The sequence below is a fragment of the Pseudomonas sp. URIL14HWK12:I6 genome (genome assembly GCF_000514195.1).
GTDB classification, from domain to species: Bacteria; Pseudomonadota; Gammaproteobacteria; order Pseudomonadales; family Pseudomonadaceae; genus Aquipseudomonas; species Aquipseudomonas putida_A.
Genome location: NZ_KI911359.1, coordinates 249,935 through 267,784, shown reverse-complemented (window position 1 = coordinate 267,784; position 17,850 = coordinate 249,935). Strand labels below are relative to the sequence as shown.

The following is a 17,850-nucleotide window of genomic DNA, read 5'->3' as shown; positions in this document are numbered from 1 at the left end:
TTTGATATCAATGTGATGGCGCGATGGTAGATTGCCATCATTCTGGCGTCAATAAGTCGTACAGCGTCTTTTACAACAACCTCTCTAACCCGTGGCTTTTCCTCAAGAGGTCTGCTTTTCAGGGGAAGATCGCGACCGTTCGGTCACTCTAAATGGACTGGTAAAAACACTGGAACTGAACTTTTCACCGCCCGAAACCCTCCACCGATCAACCCGCCCTACCCGGAACGGAGGCCTGCCCCCATGAAAACCCTGCTCAAGCTCACCCTCGCCGCCACTCTCGCCTGCGCCCTGCCGGTCTGGGCCTGCACACCAGAAGAGGCCACCGCTAAACGCGAACAACTGGCCAAGGAAGTGGCCAAGCTCACCGAACAGAATCCGGCCAAGGCCAAGGAGATCAACGCCGAGCTGCAGAAAATGGATCTGGGCACGGCCAGTGCCGATCTGCCGGACAAGTGCCAGTTGATTGATCAGCGCTTGAAGGAATTGGGCACGGCCGAGAAAAAAGCCGACAGCTAAAAGCAAGATCAAAAGATCGCAGCCTGCGGCAGCTCCTACGCCAGACCCTGTAGGAGCTGCCGCAGGCTGCGATCTTTTGATCTTAAAAATGCATTTGTGCATTTATTTTCTTGCATAAACGCATATCCAGACTAAGGTTACATCGAGCAAGGAGATCGGCACCGTTCATCGCAGATGAAAACCGTTACCCACCGATCGCTCGGCAATACCGCAACACAATCACAAGCTGGACGCTTGTTTTCATTCATGGAGGACTGAAAAAATGTTAACCACTCAAGCAACATCGTTCACCGGCGAGAGCCTGCCAAGGTGCCTTGTTGGCCACCTGATCGACCCGCAACTGGTCGAGGTTGAAGCCACTGCGCAAACGGCGGTACTGGCCGCTGCCAACCTTAACTTCACGATGCAGAAACAGACTCAGACCAACTGGTGCTGGGCCGCCGTTTCCGCTTCGGTCGGCAACTACTACGGCACCGGTTCATGGACCCAGTGCGGCGTCGCCAGCACCCAACTGGACCGCAATTGCTGCAGCCAGCCGGGGCCGTGCAACGTCTACGGCTATCTGGATTCGGCCCTGCAAACCACCCGCAGCTATAACGGGATGAATCAGGGTTCGCTGCAGATGTCGGCCATTCAGAACCAGATCAACATGGGTCGCCCGGTCGGCCTGCGTTGTGCCTGGTACGGTGGTGGCGCGCACTTCCTGGCGATCTACGGCACCAACGGCAACTACGTGCTGATCGCCGACTCGATCTACGGTTACTCGACCCGCGCGCTGAACTCATTCCCCGGTTCGTACAACGGCGGCGGCAACTGGACTCACACTTACTTCACCGCGAAAAACTAGGAGGGCGACATCATGCAACTGACTTATCCAAAGGCGCCTTCCAACGGCGTACAGACTTTGCGTCCGGTGCTGCAAGCCGCGCTGCAAAACCAGGGCTTCGGCATCAACCGCCAGTTCGCCAACGCGACACCGGCCAAAGTCAGCCTCAGCGAAGCCTATCGCGGCTACTCGCTGACACTCGACGACCTGAGCCAAGGCAAGGGTCTGAAAGACGCACGTATCGGCGACTGGCATTACCTGGTGTTTGCCGACGGCGTAAGCATTGCCGATGCGCAACTGGCCGAGGTGCGTGGCCATGTCGAGTTCGCTTCGCTGAACCACGGCACCCGGGCCGCCGACACCGTGGGCGCGTTGAAACTGGCGGAACAGGCGCCGCAATTGCAGGGCAAGAGCGTTGAACTGCGGCTGCTGTTTGTCTCGGCACTGCACGTCGTGGCGATCTGGCTGCACGCTGACGGTGAAGATGTGCTGATCCCGATTGAGCCGACGCCAAAAGAGCTGGGCGACTCGCGGCTGTACAGCGAAGCCGCGTTGCTCGCGCAGCTCAAACCGGCGGCAGATCGCGCCAAACAGCGCTTTGACGCAGACACCAGCGGACAGTTGGGGAGCTGACAAACCCTGCGCATAAAAAAACCCGGACACTGTCCGGGTTTTTTATTGCCTGCGAAAACGCCTTACTCAGCCGCTGGCTCAGCCGGCTTGCGACGTTTGAGCGGGGCCATGCCGTCGCTGCTCACCAGAGAATCCGGCTTCGGACGGTTGGCGCTCTTGCGCTTGGTCGGGGTCTTGGCGGCGGTTTTCTTCTTGTCGCCCTTGGCGTCGGTCTTTTTCTTCTTCACGCCGACGGCTTTGCCCGAGGCCTTGACCTTCTTCGGTCCGCCGTAGGTGCCTTTGACTTCCTTGATGGTGCGGCGCTCGAAGCTCTGCTTGAGGTAGCGCTCGATGCTCGACATCAGGTTCCAGTCGCCGTGGCAGATCAGCGAGATCGCCAGACCGTCGTTGCCTGCGCGGCCGGTACGACCGATGCGGTGCACGTATTCGTCGCCGCTGCGTGGCATGTCGAAGTTGATCACCAGATCCAGGCCATCAACGTCCAGACCACGGGCCGCGACGTCGGTAGCGACCAGAATCTTCACGCCGCCCTGCTTCAGACGATCGATCGCCAGTTTGCGATCCTTCTGGTCTTTCTCGCCGTGCAGCACGAACGCTTTGTATTCCTGAGCCACAAGGCGGCCGTAGATGCGGTCGGCCATGGCGCGGGTGTTGGTGAAGACGATGGCCTTCTGATAGGTCTCGTTGGCCAGCAACCAGTTCACAATCTGCTCTTTATGCTGATTGTGGTCGGCGGTGATGATCTGCTGACGGGTCGTCGAATTCAGTTGGCTGACCGCATTGAGCTGCAAGTGCTCAGGGTTGTTCAGCACCTTGCCGATCATCTCGCGCAGGCCGGAACCGCCGGTGGTGGCGGAGAACAGCATGGTCTGCTGACGGTTCGGGCATTCGTCGACCAGACGTTGCACGTCTTCGGCGAAACCCATATCGAGCATGCGGTCGGCTTCGTCGAGCACCAGCACTTCAACTTCTTTGAGGTCGAGGTTGCCTGCGTTGAGTTGCTCGATCATCCGGCCCGGCGTACCGATCAGGATGTCCGGCACCTTGCGCAGCATCGCGGCCTGCACCTTGAAGTCTTCACCGCCGGTGATCAGACCGGACTTGATGAAGGTGAACTGCGAAAAGCGCTCGACTTCCTTCAGGGTCTGCTGGGCCAGTTCGCGGGTCGGCAGCAGGATCAGGGTCTTGATGCTGACGCGGATCTTCGCCGGGCCGATCAGACGATTGAGGATCGGCAGGACAAAAGCGGCGGTCTTGCCGCTACCGGTTTGCGCCGTCACCCGCAGGTCACGCCCCTGGAGCGCCAGCGGAATGGCCGCTGCTTGCACAGGCGTTGGCTCGACAAATTTCAGCTCGGCCACGGCTTTGAGCAGGCGTTCGTGCAGGGCGAATTGGGAAAACACGGGTGCTACCTCGAAGATATGCAAAAAAACAGCTGCATAGGTTACCGGTTTCGAGCGCTCAGGCCGAGTTTCTTTATACAAACGGGCGTAATCAGTGGCTTTTTTGTTGCTCGATTTGTCTCCAACGGTAATACACAGCGTCTTAAATGCTCTAATCGCCCATCGCGTCTTACAGAAGAATCGTTGCTCACATGGATTTCAAACAGCTCTGGCTCAACGCCCAAGACCTCTGGGGTGCCCTCGAAAAGCACCCATTCCTGCAATCCGGCCTGGCGCTGATGCTGCTATTGGTGATCGCGCTGGTCCTCGGACGAGTGGCACGCTATCTGATCCTGCATGCCAGCCGCATGCTCGGGCGCCAGCCGGCCTTTCACTGGATCAACGACTTTCGCCACAACAAGGTGTTTCAACGTCTGGCGCAGATGACGCCGTCGCTGGTGATCCAGTTCGGCCTGCACCTGGTGCCGGAACTGAGCAAAACCGCGATGACCTTTCTCGGCAACGTGGCGCTGTCCTTCACCATCCTGTTCCTGCTGCTATCGGTCAGCGCCCTGCTCAATGCGCTGCTGGACATCTACGCCCGCACCGAACACGCCCGCACCCGCTCGATCAAGGGCTATGTGCAACTGGCGAAAATGGTTTTGTACGTGTTTGGCGCAATCATCATCGTCGCCACGTTGATCGATCGTTCGCCGCTGTTGCTGCTCTCCGGTCTGGGTGCGATGTCGGCGGTGATTCTGTTGGTCTACAAGGACACATTGCTGTCGTTCGTCGCCAGCGTGCAACTGACCAGCAACGACATGCTGCGGGTCGGCGACTGGATCGAAATGCCGCAAGTCGGCGCCGATGGCGACGTGGTCGACATCACCCTACACACAGTCAAGGTGCAGAACTTCGACAAGACCATCGTTTCGATCCCGACCTGGCGCCTGATGTCCGAGTCGTTCCGCAACTGGCGCGGTATGCAACAGTCCGGCGGGCGACGGATCAAGCGCAGCCTGTTCATCGACGCCAGCGGCGTGCGCTTCATTCGTGACGATGAAGAAGAGAAGTTGAGCCAGGTGCACCTGCTGACCGGCTACATGGGCCGCAAGAAAGCCGAACTCAAGGCGTGGAACGAGGCGCAAGGAAACGTCGCGGCGATGTCGGCCAACCGCCGGCGCATGACCAACATCGGCACCTTCCGCGCTTATGCGCTGGCGTATTTGAAGAGTCACCCGGAGGTGCAGCCGAACATGACCTGCATGGTGCGCCAGATGCAGACCACGGCGCAGGGCATTCCACTGGAAATCTACTGCTTCACCACCACCACGGTGTGGGCCGATTACGAGCGGATTCAGGGGGATATTTTCGACTATCTGCTGGCGGTGCTGCCGGAGTTTGGCTTGAGTCTGTATCAGCAGCCGAGTGGCGGGGATTTGCGGACCGGGTTGTTGCCGGCGGTGTTGGGGGCGGCGAGCATTCCCGAGCCGCAGAAACACCTCATGTAACGCCACCGATCAAAACTGTGGGAGCGGGCTTGCTCGCGAAGGCGTCAGGTCAGTCAACATAATCGTTGAATGACACACCGCTTTCGCGAGCAAGCCCACTCCCACAGGGGTTATGCGGTGGCTTGAGTTTTGCGGATGCCCAACCGGCTGATCCACACCGCCGCCAGAATCACACTCCCGCCCAGCAACAACCGTCCCAGTTCCTCATGCTGATTCCAGATCAGCAGATTCAGCAGCAAGCCCACTGGCACATGCAGGTTGTTCATCACCGCCAGCGTGCCGCCGTTGACCATGCACGCGCCCTTGTTCCACCAGTACATGCCCAACGCGGTCGAGACCAGTCCGAGGAACAGCAACACGCCCCATTGCAGCGGTGCTTCCGGCAGAAAGTTGGTTTTGCCGAACAGCAGAAACGCCGGCAACACCACTGCCAGTGCGCCGAGGTAGAAGAAGCCGAAACGTCGGTAATGCGGCAGATCGCTCGGGTGTTTTGCCACCAGATGCTTATACATCACCTGCCCTGCGGCGTAGGTGAAGTTGGCCAGTTGCAGCAGCAAAAAGCCCATGAAGAAATCCGGGTTGATCCGGTCAAAACGAATCACCGCCGCACCGCCCACCGCTACCAACGCGGCCACCAGCGCCCACGGATTGAAGCGGCGGTTCAGCGCATCTTCGATCAGCGTCACGTGCAGCGGCGTGAGGATCGTGAACAGCAACACCTCCGGCACCGTCAGTACACGGAAGCTCAGGTACAGGCAAACGTAGGTGATGCCGAACTGCAACGCGCCGATCAGCAGCATGCCGCGCATGAACGAAGGCTCCACCGAGCGCCAGCGGGTCAACGGAATGAACACCAGCCCGGCCAGCACCACGCGCACCAGCACTGCAAAGTAGCTGTCGACGTGACCGGCGAGGTATTCGCCGATCAGACTGAAGGAAAACGCCTGGATCAGCGTGACAAAAAGTAGATAGCCCATGGTCGCCTCTGTTTCGAATGGCGGCGACGATAGCGGTTTTCTGGTCTCACTGCGAATAGCCCGAAACACAAAATCCCCCTGTGGGAGCGAGCCTGCTCGCGAAGGCGGAGTGTCAGACGGCAGATACTTGTCTGATGCACCGCTTTCGCGAGCAGGCTCGCTCCCACAAGGAGTTTTGTGTTGTTCAAAAAACACAGGCAAAAAAAAGCCCGATCTCGCTAAAGCGTTCAATCGGGCTACAGCACTCAGGAGCAACAAGTGCAAAGGGAGGTTCGATGCGCGTAGAGCCTTGAAGGGGTTGCGCCAGGTCACTTAACCAAGCGGCGATTATCTGGCGATTAACATATCAAGCGACCTGAGACAGTTTGGCGTTGGCCTGATTCAGGCCCTTCTCCTGGAAGTCGCCACCCAGGTTCATGCCTTCGGCGTGAATGAAGGTCACGTCATGGATGCCGATGAAACCCATGACCTGACGCAGGTACGGTTCCTGATGGTCGGCCGGGCCGCCAGCGTAGATCCCGCCGCGAGCGGTCAGCACGTAGGCACGTTTGCCGCTGAGCAGGCCTTGCGGGCCGGTTTCGGTGTACTTGAAGGTCACGCCGGCACGCAGCACGTGGTCGAGCCAGGCCTTGAGGGTGCTCGGGATCGCGAAGTTGTACATCGGCGCAGCCATCACCAGTACGTCGGCGGCGAGCAGCTCGTCGGTCAATTCGTTGGAGCGCTCCAGCGACGATTGTTCGCTGGCATTGCGCTGCTCGGCAGGCTTCATCCAGCCGCCCAGCAGGTTGGCGTCCAGGTGTGGAACGGGATTCACGGCGAGGTCACGCACGCTGATCTGATCGTTGGGATGCGCCGCTTTCCACTGACCGATGAAGGTCTGGGTCAGTTGACGGGAAACCGAGTCTTGCTGGCGGGCGCTGCTTTCAATGATCAGAACGCGGGACATGGTGTGTAGTCTCCATCCGAGAATGTTGTAGGTCGATGGAGTGAAGGTTAAACAGTGTTGTATCGATGAAAAAGCGCAAATAATTGCTGCAAAGCATCGAATAATTCGTTTAGATGCAGTTTGTACCTTGTGGGAGCGAGCCTGCTCGCGAAGGCAGTGCATCAGTCAGAGAAGGTATCGACTGACACGACGCCTTCGCGAGCAGGCTCGCTCCCACGGAGATCGCCGTTATTTCGGGCTGCAGCTCAGGTCGATGCGCAGCCTGATGATCTCGCGGGAAAACTTGGCCGTGGCATTCGTATGCTTGCGGGCCGGGATTTCGATGTTGCGCGTACGCGGTGCTTCCGGACCATTGTTGAAAACGACTTTGCAGGTCGCGTCGACATCACCGTAGTTGGCGATCCGGATGGAGCCGATGTCTTTGTCGGTGTCGAAGGTCTCGTAGTCGATCTTCAAGCCATTGAGGTTCTTCTGCACATCGATCGGGTAAGCAAACGCAGTCAGCGGCAGCAACGCGAGCACCACACAACAGAATTTTTTCATTCGCCAGTCTCCATGAGGGACGGCCAGCTTAGGACAAGAGGAGCTATTGATGAAAGCGCCCCGCGTGACCCTTGATCAATGGCGAACATTGCAGGCCGTGGTGGACCACGGTGGTTTCGCCCAGGCCGCCGAGGTTCTGCACCGTTCGCAATCGTCGGTGAGTTATACCGTCGCCCGCATGCAGGACCAGCTCGGCGTGCCGTTGCTGCGCATCGACGGACGTAAAGCGGTGCTTACCGAAGCCGGCGGCGTACTGCTGCGCCGCTCGCGACAACTGGTGAAACAGGCCAGCCAACTGGAAGACCTCGCCCACCACATGGAGCAAGGTTGGGAAGCCGAAGTGCGGCTGGTGGTCGATGCGGCTTACCCAAGCGCACGCATCGTGCGGGCGCTGACCGCGTTCATGCCGCAGAGCCGCGGCTGCCGCGTGCGTCTGCGCGAGGAGGTGTTGTCGGGGGTCGAGGAGGTCTTGCTCGAAGGCGTGGCCGATCTGGCGATCACAGGCCTGAGCATCCCCGGCTACCTCGGCGCGGAATTGAGCGACGTCGAATTTGTCGCGGTCGCCCACCCTGATCACGCGCTGCATCGGCTCAACCGCGAACTGAGCTTCCAGGACCTGGAAACCCAGATGCAGGTGGTGATTCGCGACTCCGGCCGCCAGCAACCACGCGACGTCGGCTGGCTCGGCGCCGAACAGCGCTGGACCGTCGGCAGCCTCGCCACGGCTGCCACGTTCGTCAGCAGCGGCCTGGGCTTTGCCTGGCTGCCACGACACATGATCGAACGGGAATTGAAGGAAGGCACGCTCAAGCTGCTACCGTTGGATCAGGGTGGCAGCCGCAACCCGAGCTTCTATCTGTATTCGAACAAGGACAAACCGCTGGGCCCGGCCACACAAATCCTCATCGAACTGTTGCGCACCTTCGACACTTTGCCGCTTGACGCACCGTTCGCCGCCCCCGAGCAAGCCTGACACGGAGTTCACCGATGGCCTATTTCGAACATGAAGGTTGCAACCTGCACTACGAGGAATATGGCCACGGCACCCCGTTGCTACTGGTTCACGGACTGGGTTCGAGCACCCTGGACTGGGAAATGCAGATCCCGGCGCTGTCGGCGCACTACCGGGTGATCGTTCCGGATATACGTGGTCACGGTCGCTCGGACAAACCTCGCGAGCGCTACAGCATCGCCGGGTTCAGCGCCGATCTGCTGGCGTTGATCGAACACCTGAAACTCGGCCCGGTACATTACGTCGGGCTGTCGATGGGCGGGATGATCGGCTTTCAGTTCGGCGTCGATCAGCCGCAAATGCTGAAAAGCCTGACCATCGTCAACAGCGCCCCCGAGGTCAAACTCCGCAGCCGCGACGATTACTGGCAATGGTTCAAGCGCTGGAGTCTGATGCGCGTGCTGAGTCTGGCGACCATCGGCAAGGCGCTGGGCGGCAAACTTTTCCCCAAGCCTGAACAAGCTGATCTGCGGCAGAAAATGGCCGAACGCTGGGCAAAAAACGACAAACGTGCTTATCTCGCCAGCTTCGATGCGATTGTTGGCTGGGGCGTTCAGGAACGACTTTCCCGGGTGACCTGTCCAACGCTCATCGTGACTGCCGACCGTGACTACACACCGGTGGCACTGAAAGAAACCTATGTAAAACTGCTGCCCGATGCGCGGCTGGTGGTCATCGCCGATTCGCGCCACGCCACCCCGCTCGATCAACCCGAACGCTTTAACCAAACGCTGCTGGCGTTCCTTGCCACAGCCGATACTCAATCTCAGGATTACTGACCCATGTTGAAAAAACTCGCCCTCGCCGCCGGCACCGTGCTGTTTGCTGCCAACCTGATGGCTGCCACGCCTGCAAAAGCACCGCACGTGCTGCTGGACACCACCAACGGCCAGATCGAAATCGAACTGGATCCGGTCAAGGCGCCAATCAGTACCAAAAACTTTCTGGATTACGTCAACAGCGGCTTTTACACCAACACCATTTTCCATCGCGTGATCCCGGGCTTCATGGCTCAGGGCGGCGGTTTCACCCAGCAGATGCAACAGAAAGAGACCAAGGCACCGATCAAGAACGAAGCCAGCAATGGCCTGCACAACGTTCGCGGCACCTTGTCGATGGCCCGTACCTCCAACCCTGATTCGGCCACCAGCCAGTTCTTCATCAACGTCGCCGACAACGCCTTCCTCGATCCGGGCCGTGATGCCGGTTACGCGGTATTCGCCAAAGTGGTCAAAGGCATGGACGTGGTCGACATCATCGTCAACTCGCAGACCACCACCAAACAGGGCATGCAAAACGTGCCTGTCGACCCTGTGATCATCAAGTCGGCCAAAGTCATCGACTAAGCTGTACAGGGCGTTTCGAGCGGCGCTGGCCTGAAGCCGCGCCGCTCACACCGATAAAAGGAGAGCCCGGCATCCGGGCGGTTATCTGATGCTCTATCGCCGTTTCGAACAACTGATCGACATATTCCGCGACGCCCCCACGGCCTCCCCGCCGGATCGTGTCTGGCCCTTCTATACCTATTACCTCAAGCAGGTCTGGCCGAGTTTTGCCGCCCTGCTCGTCGTCGGCCTGTTTGCCGCGTTGATCGAAGTGGCGCTGTTCAGCTACCTGAGCCGCATCATCGACCTGGCCCAGGGCACGCCCAACCCGAATTTCTTCAGCGACCACGCCCTCGAACTGACGTGGATGGTGGTGGTTGCGCTGGTGCTGCGGCCGATCTTTTTCGGCCTGCACGATCTGCTGGTGCATCAGACCCTGAGCCCGGGGATGACCAGCATGATCCGCTGGCAGAACCACAGTTACGTGCTCAAGCAGAGCCTGAATTTCTTCCAGAACGACTTCGCCGGGCGCATCGCCCAACGCATCATGCAGACCGGCAACTCGCTGCGCGATTCGGCGGTGCAAGCGGTGGATGCGCTGTGGCACGTGGTGATCTACGCGATCAGTTCGCTGGTGCTGTTCGCCGAAGCCGACTGGCGCCTGATGATCCCGCTGCTGACGTGGATCGTCGCCTACATCGGTGCGCTGTATTACTTCGTGCCACGGGTGAAAGAGCGTTCGGTGGAAGCTTCCGACGCGCGCTCGAAACTGATGGGACGGATCGTCGACGGCTACACCAACATCGCCACCCTCAAGCTGTTCGCCCACACCAACTTCGAACAGCACTACGCCAAGGAAGCCATCGAAGAACAGACGGTCAAGGCGCAGATGGCCGGCCGCGTGGTGACCAGCATGGACGTGGCGATCACCACCATGAACGGTCTGCTGATCGTTGGCACCACCGCGCTGGCGCTGTGGCTGTGGACGCAGTCGCTGATCACCGTCGGCGCGATCGCCCTGGCCACCGGTCTGGTGATTCGTATCGTCAATATGTCCGGCTGGATCATGTGGGTAGTCACCGGCATCTTCGAAAACATCGGCATGGTGCAGGACGGTCTGCAGACCATCTCGCAACCGGTCAGCGTCACTGATCGCGAGCAGGCCAAACCGCTGGCCGTGGCTCGTGGCGAAGTGCGTTTCGAGCACGTGGATTTTCACTACGGCAAGAAGAAAGGCATCATCGGCGACCTCAATCTGAACATTAAACCCGGCGAGAAAATCGGTCTGATCGGGCCATCCGGCGCTGGCAAATCGACCTTGGTCAACCTGCTGCTGCGCCTGTATGACGTCGAGGGAGGACGGATCCTGATCGATGGGCAGAACATCGCTGAAGTCGGCCAGGAAAGCCTGCGCGCACGCATCGGCATGATCACGCAGGACACCTCCCTGCTGCACCGCTCGATCCGCGATAACTTGCTGTATGGCAAGCCTGACGCCACCGACGCCGAGCTCTGGGACGCGGTGCACAAGGCCCGCGCCGACGAGTTCATTCCGCTGCTGTCGGACGCTGAGGGCCGTACCGGTTTCGACGCGCACGTCGGCGAACGCGGGGTGAAACTGTCCGGCGGTCAGCGCCAGCGCATTGCGATTGCCCGGGTGCTGCTCAAGGACGCGCCGATCCTGATCATGGACGAAGCAACCTCGGCACTCGACTCGGAAGTCGAAGCGGCGATCCAGGAAAGCCTGGAAACCCTGATGCAAGGCAAAACCGTGATCGCCATTGCTCACCGTCTCTCGACCATTGCCCGTATGGATCGGCTGGTAGTGCTGGAAAACGGCAAGATCGCCGAGAGCGGTACCCACGCCGAACTGCTGGCGCATCGCGGATTGTATGCGCGGTTGTGGGCGCACCAGACCGGGGGATTTGTCGGGATCGATTGATCATTGAATCAATACAACTCCAATGTGGGAGGGGGCTTGCTCCCGAAAGCGGGGTGTCAGTACCGAACATTTGTCTGACACACCGCATTCGGGAGCAAGCCCCCTCCCACAATATATTGAGAACCGTCACAGCCCTCTAACCACGGGCTCTGGCGGTTTTTTCATGGCTGCTGGAAATCCATCCAAAGCGTGCTGTACTCAGCCAAGGTTCCAGCACGGAACCTGTCGTAAATCTGCAAGGAAGCACAACTCGATACAGTCTCGATAGCACGCCTATCAAGGACTCTCTCATGTCTCTGTTCAAACGTTCAGTTACTGAGTTGTTGGGTACGTTCTGGCTGGTTCTGGGTGGTTGTGGCAGTGCGGTGCTCGCCGCGTCTTCGCCTCTGGGCATCGGAGTGCTGGGGGTGGCCCTGGCGTTTGGTCTGACGGTGCTGACCATGGCGTTCGCCATCGGCCACATCAGCGGATGTCATCTCAATCCGGCGGTATCGGTCGGGTTGGTGGTCGGCGGACGGTTTCCAGCAAAAGAGCTACCCGCCTACATCATCGCCCAGGTGCTCGGCGGGATACTCGCCGCCGCGCTGCTCTACTACATCGCCAGCGGCAAGGAAGGTTTCGACATCGCAGCAGGTCTGGCGTCCAATGGGTACGGCGAGCACTCGCCCGGCAAATACTCGATGGCGGCAGGCTTTGTCACCGAGCTGGTGATGACCGGGATGTTCGTGATCATCATCCTCGGCGCCACCGACAAACGCGCCCCGGCGGGCCTCGCACCGATTGCCATCGGCCTGGGGCTGACGCTGATTCACCTGATCTCGATTCCGGTCACCAACACCTCGGTCAACCCGGCGCGTAGCACCGGGCCGGCGCTGATGGTCGGCGGCTGGGCGATCGCGCAGTTGTGGATGTTCTGGGTCGCGCCGCTGATTGGCGCGATAGTGGGCGGGACGATTTATCGCTGGCTGGGCAAAGAGCAATCCTGAACCCACTGGAAATACCCTGTGGGAGGGGGCTTGCTCCCGAAGGCGTCGTGTCAGTCATAGCTACCGTACTGACACACCGCATTCGGGAGCAAGCCCCCTCCCACAGTAATAAATCAACCACGCCCGAGAATCGATGTCGGCCCCGTTTAAAGGCAAGCTCAGGCCTGGCGGTATGGCAAGGCTGTTCTGGCTTCCTCGGCGTACGCAAGGACGCCAGCACGTTCCTGTTGCAGGAAGTCTTTAACTGCGGCTTTCAGACCGGGATGACGCAGGTAGTGCCACGAGTGGGTGATCACCGGTTCAAAGCCGCGAATCAGCTTGTGCTCGCCCTGAGCGCCGGCATCAAAGCGCTGATACCCCTGGGCAATCGCATAGTCCATGCCCTGATAGAAACACGTCTCGAAATGCAGCCGATCAAACTCGGCCAGACAGCCCCAATAACGTCCATAGAAGCTGTCGCCCCCGACCAGACTGAAGGCCATCGCCACCGGCCGTGAACCCTGTCTGGCGAAGACCACCCGAATCGCCTCCGGCATCCGCGCAGCCAGCAGACTGAAAAACTCGCGCGTCAGGTACGGCGCCTGGCGGCGCACGGCGTAGGTGTTGGCATAGCAGGCGTAGACAAAATCCCATTGCGCCTCGTCCAGCTCACGCCCTTCCAGCCATTCGAATTCGAAGCCCTGCCCCGCCACTTGCTCGCGCTCTTTACGCATTTGCTTGCGCTTGCGCGAACTGAGCGCGTCGAGAAAATCCTGGAAGTCCCGATAACCGCGATTCTGCCAGTGATACTGACAGCCGATACGTTGCAGCCAGCCCGGCTGCTCGGCCATGGCGGCATCGGTGAACGGGTCGGTGAAATTGATGTGCGCGCTGGAAAGCTCCTCGATTTCCAGATAACCCGGCAGGCTCTTGAGCAGTTCGAAACCGTCCTCGACCCGGGCGGCCAGCAAGCGTGGTCCGCTGACCGGGCTGAACGGCACCGCCGTCAGCAGTTTGGGGTAGTAATCGATGCCGGCCCGGGCACAGGCATCGGCCCAGCCGTGATCGAACACGTACTCGCCATAGGAATGCCACTTGCGATAACTGGGCAGCGCCGCGATCAGCCGATCGTCTTCGACGTGCAGCAGATGCTCGGCTTGCCACCCCGTATGCGGGCCAACGCTGCCGCTGTCTTCAAGGGCCGAGAGAAAGGCGTGCCGCAAAAACGGCTGGTTCTCGGGCACCAGTGCATCCCAGGTCGCCGGGGCGATTTCTGACAGGCTCTGCAGGCGTTGCAACGGCATCAACTGACTCTCCACTTCCGGGCTTCAAAGCCCCGCGAGTATCGCTTATCGCTGCCCTTTGCACACGAGCAATCGGACGACAGCGCTCTAGATCAATAGTTCAGGACAACTTTGTATCGTCATCGACATGACATCACTTAGCCACTGCTCTGTCATAAACCATCGCGATACTCGCTCCTGTTTTTAGAGCGCCGGGTTCTACCCGGACACTGTTTTCCGACGTGCGCGTCGGTGTGCCCCGGATGGTTCTGCCATCCCTCTCATCTTCGGAGATTGCTATGCGTCTTGCTTCCACGAAAACTGCGGCGGCCTTGTGCGGTGGCCTGTTGCTGGCCATGAGCGTTCCGGCCAGTGCTGCAGTCGACGCCAAACTGCTCGACATGCTCAAGGCCAACGGTTCCATTTCCCAGGCGCAGTACATCGAACTGCAAACTGAACTGGCCAAGGATCAGAAGGCTCAGCAAATCGCGCAGCAGGCGCAGCAAGAGACCAACGAGCAGATCGCGGCGACCGCGAAGAAAACCAACGAGCTGAGCTCCTTCGACCAGAAACTCGCCTGGGCCGCCAAGACCCAGTTCAAGGGTGACGTGCGTATTCGTCAGGAGACCGTCAAGATCGACGGCGAATCCAACAACGGCGGCCGAGACAAGGATCGCCAGCGCATCCGCGCACGTCTGGGGGCTTACACCGAGATCAACCCGCAAGTCGACACCGGCATCCGTATTGCCACCGGCGGCGGCGACGATGCCCGTTCGACCAACCAGGACATGGACAACTACTTCGACAAGAAGCAGATCTGGCTCGACCTGGGCTACATCGACTACCACCCGGATGCGATCAAGAACCTGCACGTGATCGGCGGAAAGATGCTGCAACCGTGGGTCAGCATGGGCGACGTGATCTGGGACAGCGACATCAACCCGGAAGGTCTGGCCGTCACCTACAAATATCCACTGGGCAGCAGCGCCGAACTGTTCGGCAGCCTGGGTAACTACACCCTCAAGGACAACGTCGACGGCGAAGGCGTGCAATTCCGTCACGACCTGCGTCTGACTGCCGGGCAGTTGGGCAGCCGTTTCGCGATCACCGACAACCTGAAACTGACCCTGGGCGGCAGCGTCTACGCCTACCAGAACGACGAAGACAGCCGCTGCACCGGGACATCCACACCGTGCGCGCTGTCGGTCAACGGCAACTCGGCCAACAACGAGTTCCGCCTGTACGAAGGTTTCAGCCAGATCGACATTGGCGGTCTGCCGATGCCGCTGTCGTTCTACGGTCAATACGTGAAGAACAACGATGCCGTGACCGACGCCGATACCGCGTGGCTGGTCGGCGCCAAGTCGAAAGTCTTCGGTCTGAACCTGGATTACAACTATCGTGACGTACAGCGTGACGCCGTGGTCGGCGCGTTCACCGACTCCGACTTCGCCAACGGCACCACCGGTTCCCGTGGGCACAAGTTCAAGGTCGGTTACGACATCGACAAGAACTTCGCCATCGGCGCCACGTACTTCCTGACCAAGGCCGACTTCTCCAGCCGTACCCAGCGTGACGCAGACACCAACACTCTGCAGCTGGATGCCGAAGCCAAGTTCTAAAAAGCGTCACCCTATAGCCTGATGCGGGCGGAACGATCCCCATCATCCGTTCGTTTCGTCTGCGTCGGGCTATTTCTGCAGGATGCAAAAACACTGTAGGAGCTGCCGGAGGCTGCGATCTTTTGATCTTGTTTTTGAGGATCAAAAGATCGCAGCCTTCGGCAGCTCCTACAGGTGGAATTCTATTTTTCCTTACGGCGTTGCTCGGCCAAGCGTTCGGCCAGCGCATCCACACCCTCTTGCGGCCTCTCCGGCATCGCCTTCAACGTGGCCTGCATCAAACGCATCTGACGAATGAACCGCCGACAGTTCGGACAGAACATCAGGTGATGGCGCACCAGCAGTTTCTCGCGAAAGCTCAATTGGCCATCGAGATAATCGCTGGAGCGTGCCACTTGTTCCTTGCAGGTCAGCATTCGCCGGTCTCCTCAAAATGCTCCACCGTGGCGAAGACTTTCAGCCGCGCCCGATGCAGCAGCACACGGACATTGGAGAGCGAGATCTCCAGAAGATTACAGATCTCTTCCAGCTCCAGGCCTTGGCGCTCGCGCAGCAGCAACACGCTGCTTTGCAGTTCCGACAGGCTGAGCAAGGTGTGCTCAAGGCAATCACGCAGTTCGCTTTCGGTGAGCAAGGCTTCTGGGGTGTCCTGATGCCAGGCGAATGGCGCCACCAGCCAATGGCCGTCACCGGGCGAAAAACGGTCGTCATCGATGGTGCCGTGGGGTGACGGCAGATCATCCATCAATACTTCGCGGCGGTTTTGTTTGTAGCGGCTCTTGGCCGAGTTGGCGGTGATGGTCAGCAGCCAGGTCTTGAGACTGGAACGACCCTCGAAGCTACCGATGTGGCGCACCACCGAAAGCCAGGCGTCCTGCACCACTTCCTCGACATGGCGCTGGCCGACAATCGCGTAAGCCACGGCGCGCATGGCGCTCTGGTAGGTGCTGACCAGCTCCTTGAAAGCCTTTTGCTCACCCGCGAGCAGACGTTCGAGCAGTTGGGTGTCGTCCGTTGCGGCCATGCACGCCTCGTTTTCAGATGGTCGAAAGCAAAAGATCGCAGCCTGCGGCAGCTCCTACAGAGATCAGTGTAGGAGCTGCCGCAGGCTGCGATCTTTTCAGGCGCACTCAGCGCTTGCGCAGAATCACGCTGCCGATCGAGTAACCGGCGCCGAACGAGCTCAGCACCGCCAGCGAACCGGCGGCCAGATCGTCCTGATATTTGTGGAAGGCAATCACCGAGCCGGCAGAGCTGGTGTTGGCGTAGGTGTCGAGAATCACCGGCGCTTCTTCTTCAGTGGCTTCACGGCCCAGCAGCTTGCGCACGATCAGGTGGTTCATGCTCAGGTTGGCCTGGTGCAGCCAGAAGCGCTTGACGTCGCCGACGTTGAGTTTGTTCTCTTCCAGGTGCTCACCGATCAGCTCGGCGACCATCGGGCAGACGTCCTTGAACACCTTGCGGCCTTCCTGCACGAACAGCTTGTCGCGGGCGCCGATGCCCTCTTCCGCGGCGCGGTTGAGGAAGCCGAAGTTGTTGCGGATGTTGTTGGAAAACTTGGTCAGCAGTTTGGTGCTGACCACGTCGAACTGGTACTTGGACGTCGCCAGGTCAGCGCGCTCGATGATCACTGCCGTCGCCGCGTCACCGAAGATGAAGTGGCTGTCGCGGTCACGGAAGTTCAGGTGACCGGTGCAGACTTCCGGGTTGACCATCAGAATCGCCCGGGCCTGGCCCAGTTGCACGCTGTTGGCCGCGGCCTGAATGCCGAAGGTCGCCGAGGAGCAGGCCACGTTCATGTCGAAACCGAAACCCTGAATGCCCAGTGCTTCCTGGACTTCGATGGCGATGGCCGGGTAGGCGCGTTGCAGATTGGAGCAGGCAACGATCACGCCGTCGATGTCGGCGGCGGTCTTGCCGGCACGTTGCAGCGCCTGTTCAGCGGCGCCGATGGCCATCTGGCACAGCACCGACCATTCGTCGTTGGAACGCTCCGGCAGGCGCGGGGCCATGCGCGCAGGATCAAGGATGCCGTCCTTGTCCATGACAAAGCGGCTCTTGATGCCCGAGGCTTTTTCGATGAATGCAGCACTGGATTCGGTCAGTGCCTGGACTTCACCGCTAGCGATGGCGTCGGCGTTGTCGGCGTTGAACTGCGCGACGTAGGTATTGAAAGACTGCACCAGCTCTTCGTTGGAGATGCTGTTGGCCGGGGTGTACAGGCCGGTGCCGCTGATGACGACGTTATGCATGGTCGTTTCTCTAATCTGTTCAGGCAGAAAGCGCTGGCACCGACGTACCAACACACAAAGGGTCTATTCCCGTCCGGGGACGCTGACCTGGCATCTTTTAGTCCGATCCGCG

General features: G+C 59.6%; 18 protein-coding genes. 10 read left to right on the top strand and 8 right to left on the bottom strand.

Going from position 1 to position 17,850, the window contains the following annotated elements; translation table 11 throughout:
• The first annotated feature begins 243 nt into the window (after nucleotides 1-243).
• The 3 genes from H043_RS0127915 (at nucleotide 244) to H043_RS0127905 (ending at nucleotide 1,978) form a co-directional block, all read left to right on the top strand.
• Nucleotides 244-519 (top strand): hypothetical protein, encoded by a 276-nt coding sequence (locus H043_RS0127915; protein WP_027614558.1) that lies wholly within the window; start codon nucleotides 244-246, stop codon nucleotides 517-519.
• A gap of 262 nt (nucleotides 520-781) precedes the next feature.
• A complete protein-coding gene (locus tag H043_RS0127910; protein ID WP_027614557.1) occupies nucleotides 782-1,366 on the top strand; it encodes a papain-like cysteine protease family protein in 585 nt (194 codons plus the stop codon).
• Between the two features lie 12 nt (nucleotides 1,367-1,378).
• A complete protein-coding gene (locus H043_RS0127905) occupies nucleotides 1,379-1,978 on the top strand; it encodes a hypothetical protein (RefSeq protein ID WP_027614556.1) in 600 nt (199 codons plus the stop codon).
• Between the two features lie 62 nt (nucleotides 1,979-2,040).
• Here H043_RS0127905 and H043_RS0127900 read toward each other — a convergent pair whose 3' ends face one another.
• Nucleotides 2,041-3,381: a DEAD/DEAH box helicase gene (locus H043_RS0127900; RefSeq protein ID WP_027614555.1), complete on the bottom strand. Its 1,341-nt coding sequence runs from the start codon at nucleotides 3,379-3,381 to the stop codon at nucleotides 2,041-2,043.
• A 191-nt stretch (nucleotides 3,382-3,572) separates the two neighbouring features.
• Here H043_RS0127900 and H043_RS0127895 point away from each other — a divergent pair, with 191 nt between their 5' ends.
• Nucleotides 3,573-4,871: a mechanosensitive ion channel family protein gene (locus H043_RS0127895; RefSeq protein WP_027614554.1), complete on the top strand. Its 1,299-nt coding sequence runs from the start codon at nucleotides 3,573-3,575 to the stop codon at nucleotides 4,869-4,871.
• A 110-nt stretch (nucleotides 4,872-4,981) separates the two neighbouring features.
• On the opposite strand, the gene H043_RS0127890 is transcribed toward H043_RS0127895, so the two are convergent.
• From H043_RS0127890 to H043_RS0127880, 3 genes are all read right to left on the bottom strand, one after another.
• Nucleotides 4,982-5,848: a carboxylate/amino acid/amine transporter gene (locus H043_RS0127890; protein WP_027614553.1), complete on the bottom strand. Its 867-nt coding sequence runs from the start codon at nucleotides 5,846-5,848 to the stop codon at nucleotides 4,982-4,984.
• 346 nt (nucleotides 5,849-6,194) lie between these two features.
• The gene (locus H043_RS0127885) at nucleotides 6,195-6,794 is read right to left on the bottom strand and encodes an FMN-dependent NADH-azoreductase (RefSeq protein ID WP_027614552.1); all 600 of its coding nucleotides are present in this window, start codon (nucleotides 6,792-6,794) and stop codon (nucleotides 6,195-6,197) included.
• Between the two features lie 228 nt (nucleotides 6,795-7,022).
• A complete protein-coding gene (locus H043_RS0127880) occupies nucleotides 7,023-7,337 on the bottom strand; it encodes a hypothetical protein (protein ID WP_027614551.1) in 315 nt (104 codons plus the stop codon).
• A gap of 49 nt (nucleotides 7,338-7,386) precedes the next feature.
• On the opposite strand from H043_RS0127880, the gene H043_RS0127875 reads away from it, so the two are divergent.
• The 5 genes from H043_RS0127875 (at nucleotide 7,387) to aqpZ (ending at nucleotide 12,602) form a co-directional block, all read left to right on the top strand.
• Nucleotides 7,387-8,310, top strand: coding sequence for a LysR family transcriptional regulator (locus H043_RS0127875; protein WP_027614550.1), 924 nt, complete (start codon nucleotides 7,387-7,389; stop codon nucleotides 8,308-8,310).
• 14 nt (nucleotides 8,311-8,324) lie between these two features.
• Nucleotides 8,325-9,128 carry an alpha/beta fold hydrolase gene (locus tag H043_RS0127870; protein WP_027614549.1) on the top strand — a complete coding sequence of 268 codons (804 nt, stop codon included), beginning with the start codon at nucleotides 8,325-8,327 and terminating at the stop codon, nucleotides 9,126-9,128.
• A gap of 3 nt (nucleotides 9,129-9,131) precedes the next feature.
• Nucleotides 9,132-9,695, top strand: a complete 564-nt coding sequence (locus tag H043_RS0127865) for a peptidylprolyl isomerase (RefSeq protein WP_027614548.1) — start codon at nucleotides 9,132-9,134, stop codon at nucleotides 9,693-9,695.
• 88 nt (nucleotides 9,696-9,783) lie between these two features.
• Nucleotides 9,784-11,616, top strand: coding sequence for an ABC transporter ATP-binding protein (locus H043_RS0127860; RefSeq protein ID WP_027614547.1), 1,833 nt, complete (start codon nucleotides 9,784-9,786; stop codon nucleotides 11,614-11,616).
• Between the two features lie 290 nt (nucleotides 11,617-11,906).
• On the top strand, nucleotides 11,907-12,602 hold the full coding sequence (gene aqpZ, locus H043_RS0127855) for an aquaporin Z (RefSeq protein WP_027614546.1): 696 nt from the start codon (nucleotides 11,907-11,909) through the stop codon (nucleotides 12,600-12,602).
• Nucleotides 12,603-12,760: 158 nt separating this feature from the next.
• Here aqpZ and H043_RS0127850 read toward each other — a convergent pair whose 3' ends face one another.
• Nucleotides 12,761-13,885 (bottom strand): GNAT family N-acetyltransferase, encoded by a 1,125-nt coding sequence (locus H043_RS0127850; protein ID WP_027614545.1) that lies wholly within the window; start codon nucleotides 13,883-13,885, stop codon nucleotides 12,761-12,763.
• A gap of 278 nt (nucleotides 13,886-14,163) precedes the next feature.
• On the opposite strand from H043_RS0127850, the gene H043_RS0127845 reads away from it, so the two are divergent.
• On the top strand, nucleotides 14,164-15,486 hold the full coding sequence (locus H043_RS0127845; RefSeq protein WP_007966005.1) for a putative porin: 1,323 nt from the start codon (nucleotides 14,164-14,166) through the stop codon (nucleotides 15,484-15,486).
• Nucleotides 15,487-15,668: 182 nt separating this feature from the next.
• Here the strand turns inward: H043_RS0127845 and H043_RS0127840 are convergent, their stop codons facing one another.
• The 3 genes from H043_RS0127840 to H043_RS0127830 form a co-directional block, all read right to left on the bottom strand.
• Nucleotides 15,669-15,902 carry an anti-sigma factor gene (locus H043_RS0127840; RefSeq protein ID WP_027614544.1) on the bottom strand — a complete coding sequence of 78 codons (234 nt, stop codon included), beginning with the start codon at nucleotides 15,900-15,902 and terminating at the stop codon, nucleotides 15,669-15,671.
• The gene (locus H043_RS0127835; RefSeq protein ID WP_003222662.1) at nucleotides 15,896-16,510 is read right to left on the bottom strand and encodes an RNA polymerase sigma factor; all 615 of its coding nucleotides are present in this window, start codon (nucleotides 16,508-16,510) and stop codon (nucleotides 15,896-15,898) included. Before H043_RS0127835 ends, H043_RS0127840 begins: the two co-directional genes overlap by 7 nt.
• 106 nt (nucleotides 16,511-16,616) lie before the next feature.
• Complete coding sequence (locus H043_RS0127830) at nucleotides 16,617-17,738, bottom strand: beta-ketoacyl-ACP synthase III (RefSeq protein WP_027614543.1); 1,122 nt, start codon at nucleotides 17,736-17,738, stop codon at nucleotides 16,617-16,619.
• Between the last annotated feature and the right edge of the window lie 112 nt (nucleotides 17,739-17,850).

What these genes read in the sequence shown, in the direction of transcription:
- H043_RS0127915 (WP_027614558.1), top strand. Translation starts at nt 244, where the DNA reads ATGAAAACCCTGCTCAAGCTCACCCTCGCCGCCACTCTCGCCTGCGCC.
- H043_RS0127910 (WP_027614557.1), top strand. Translation starts at nt 782, where the DNA reads ATGTTAACCACTCAAGCAACATCGTTCACCGGCGAGAGCCTGCCAAGG.
- H043_RS0127905 (WP_027614556.1), top strand. Translation starts at nt 1,379, where the DNA reads ATGCAACTGACTTATCCAAAGGCGCCTTCCAACGGCGTACAGACTTTG.
- H043_RS0127895 (WP_027614554.1), top strand. Translation starts at nt 3,573, where the DNA reads ATGGATTTCAAACAGCTCTGGCTCAACGCCCAAGACCTCTGGGGTGCC.
- H043_RS0127890 (WP_027614553.1), bottom strand. Translation starts at nt 5,848, where the DNA reads ATGGGCTATCTACTTTTTGTCACGCTGATCCAGGCGTTTTCCTTCAGT.
- H043_RS0127885 (WP_027614552.1), bottom strand. Translation starts at nt 6,794, where the DNA reads ATGTCCCGCGTTCTGATCATTGAAAGCAGCGCCCGCCAGCAAGACTCG.
- H043_RS0127880 (WP_027614551.1), bottom strand. Translation starts at nt 7,337, where the DNA reads ATGAAAAAATTCTGTTGTGTGGTGCTCGCGTTGCTGCCGCTGACTGCG.
- H043_RS0127875 (WP_027614550.1), top strand. Translation starts at nt 7,387, where the DNA reads ATGAAAGCGCCCCGCGTGACCCTTGATCAATGGCGAACATTGCAGGCC.
- H043_RS0127870 (WP_027614549.1), top strand. Translation starts at nt 8,325, where the DNA reads ATGGCCTATTTCGAACATGAAGGTTGCAACCTGCACTACGAGGAATAT.
- H043_RS0127865 (WP_027614548.1), top strand. Translation starts at nt 9,132, where the DNA reads ATGTTGAAAAAACTCGCCCTCGCCGCCGGCACCGTGCTGTTTGCTGCC.
- H043_RS0127860 (WP_027614547.1), top strand. Translation starts at nt 9,784, where the DNA reads ATGCTCTATCGCCGTTTCGAACAACTGATCGACATATTCCGCGACGCC.
- aqpZ (WP_027614546.1), top strand. Translation starts at nt 11,907, where the DNA reads ATGTCTCTGTTCAAACGTTCAGTTACTGAGTTGTTGGGTACGTTCTGG.
- H043_RS0127850 (WP_027614545.1), bottom strand. Translation starts at nt 13,885, where the DNA reads ATGCCGTTGCAACGCCTGCAGAGCCTGTCAGAAATCGCCCCGGCGACC.
- H043_RS0127845 (WP_007966005.1), top strand. Translation starts at nt 14,164, where the DNA reads ATGCGTCTTGCTTCCACGAAAACTGCGGCGGCCTTGTGCGGTGGCCTG.
- H043_RS0127840 (WP_027614544.1), bottom strand. Translation starts at nt 15,902, where the DNA reads ATGCTGACCTGCAAGGAACAAGTGGCACGCTCCAGCGATTATCTCGAT.
- H043_RS0127835 (WP_003222662.1), bottom strand. Translation starts at nt 16,510, where the DNA reads ATGGCCGCAACGGACGACACCCAACTGCTCGAACGTCTGCTCGCGGGT.
- H043_RS0127830 (WP_027614543.1), bottom strand. Translation starts at nt 17,738, where the DNA reads ATGCATAACGTCGTCATCAGCGGCACCGGCCTGTACACCCCGGCCAAC.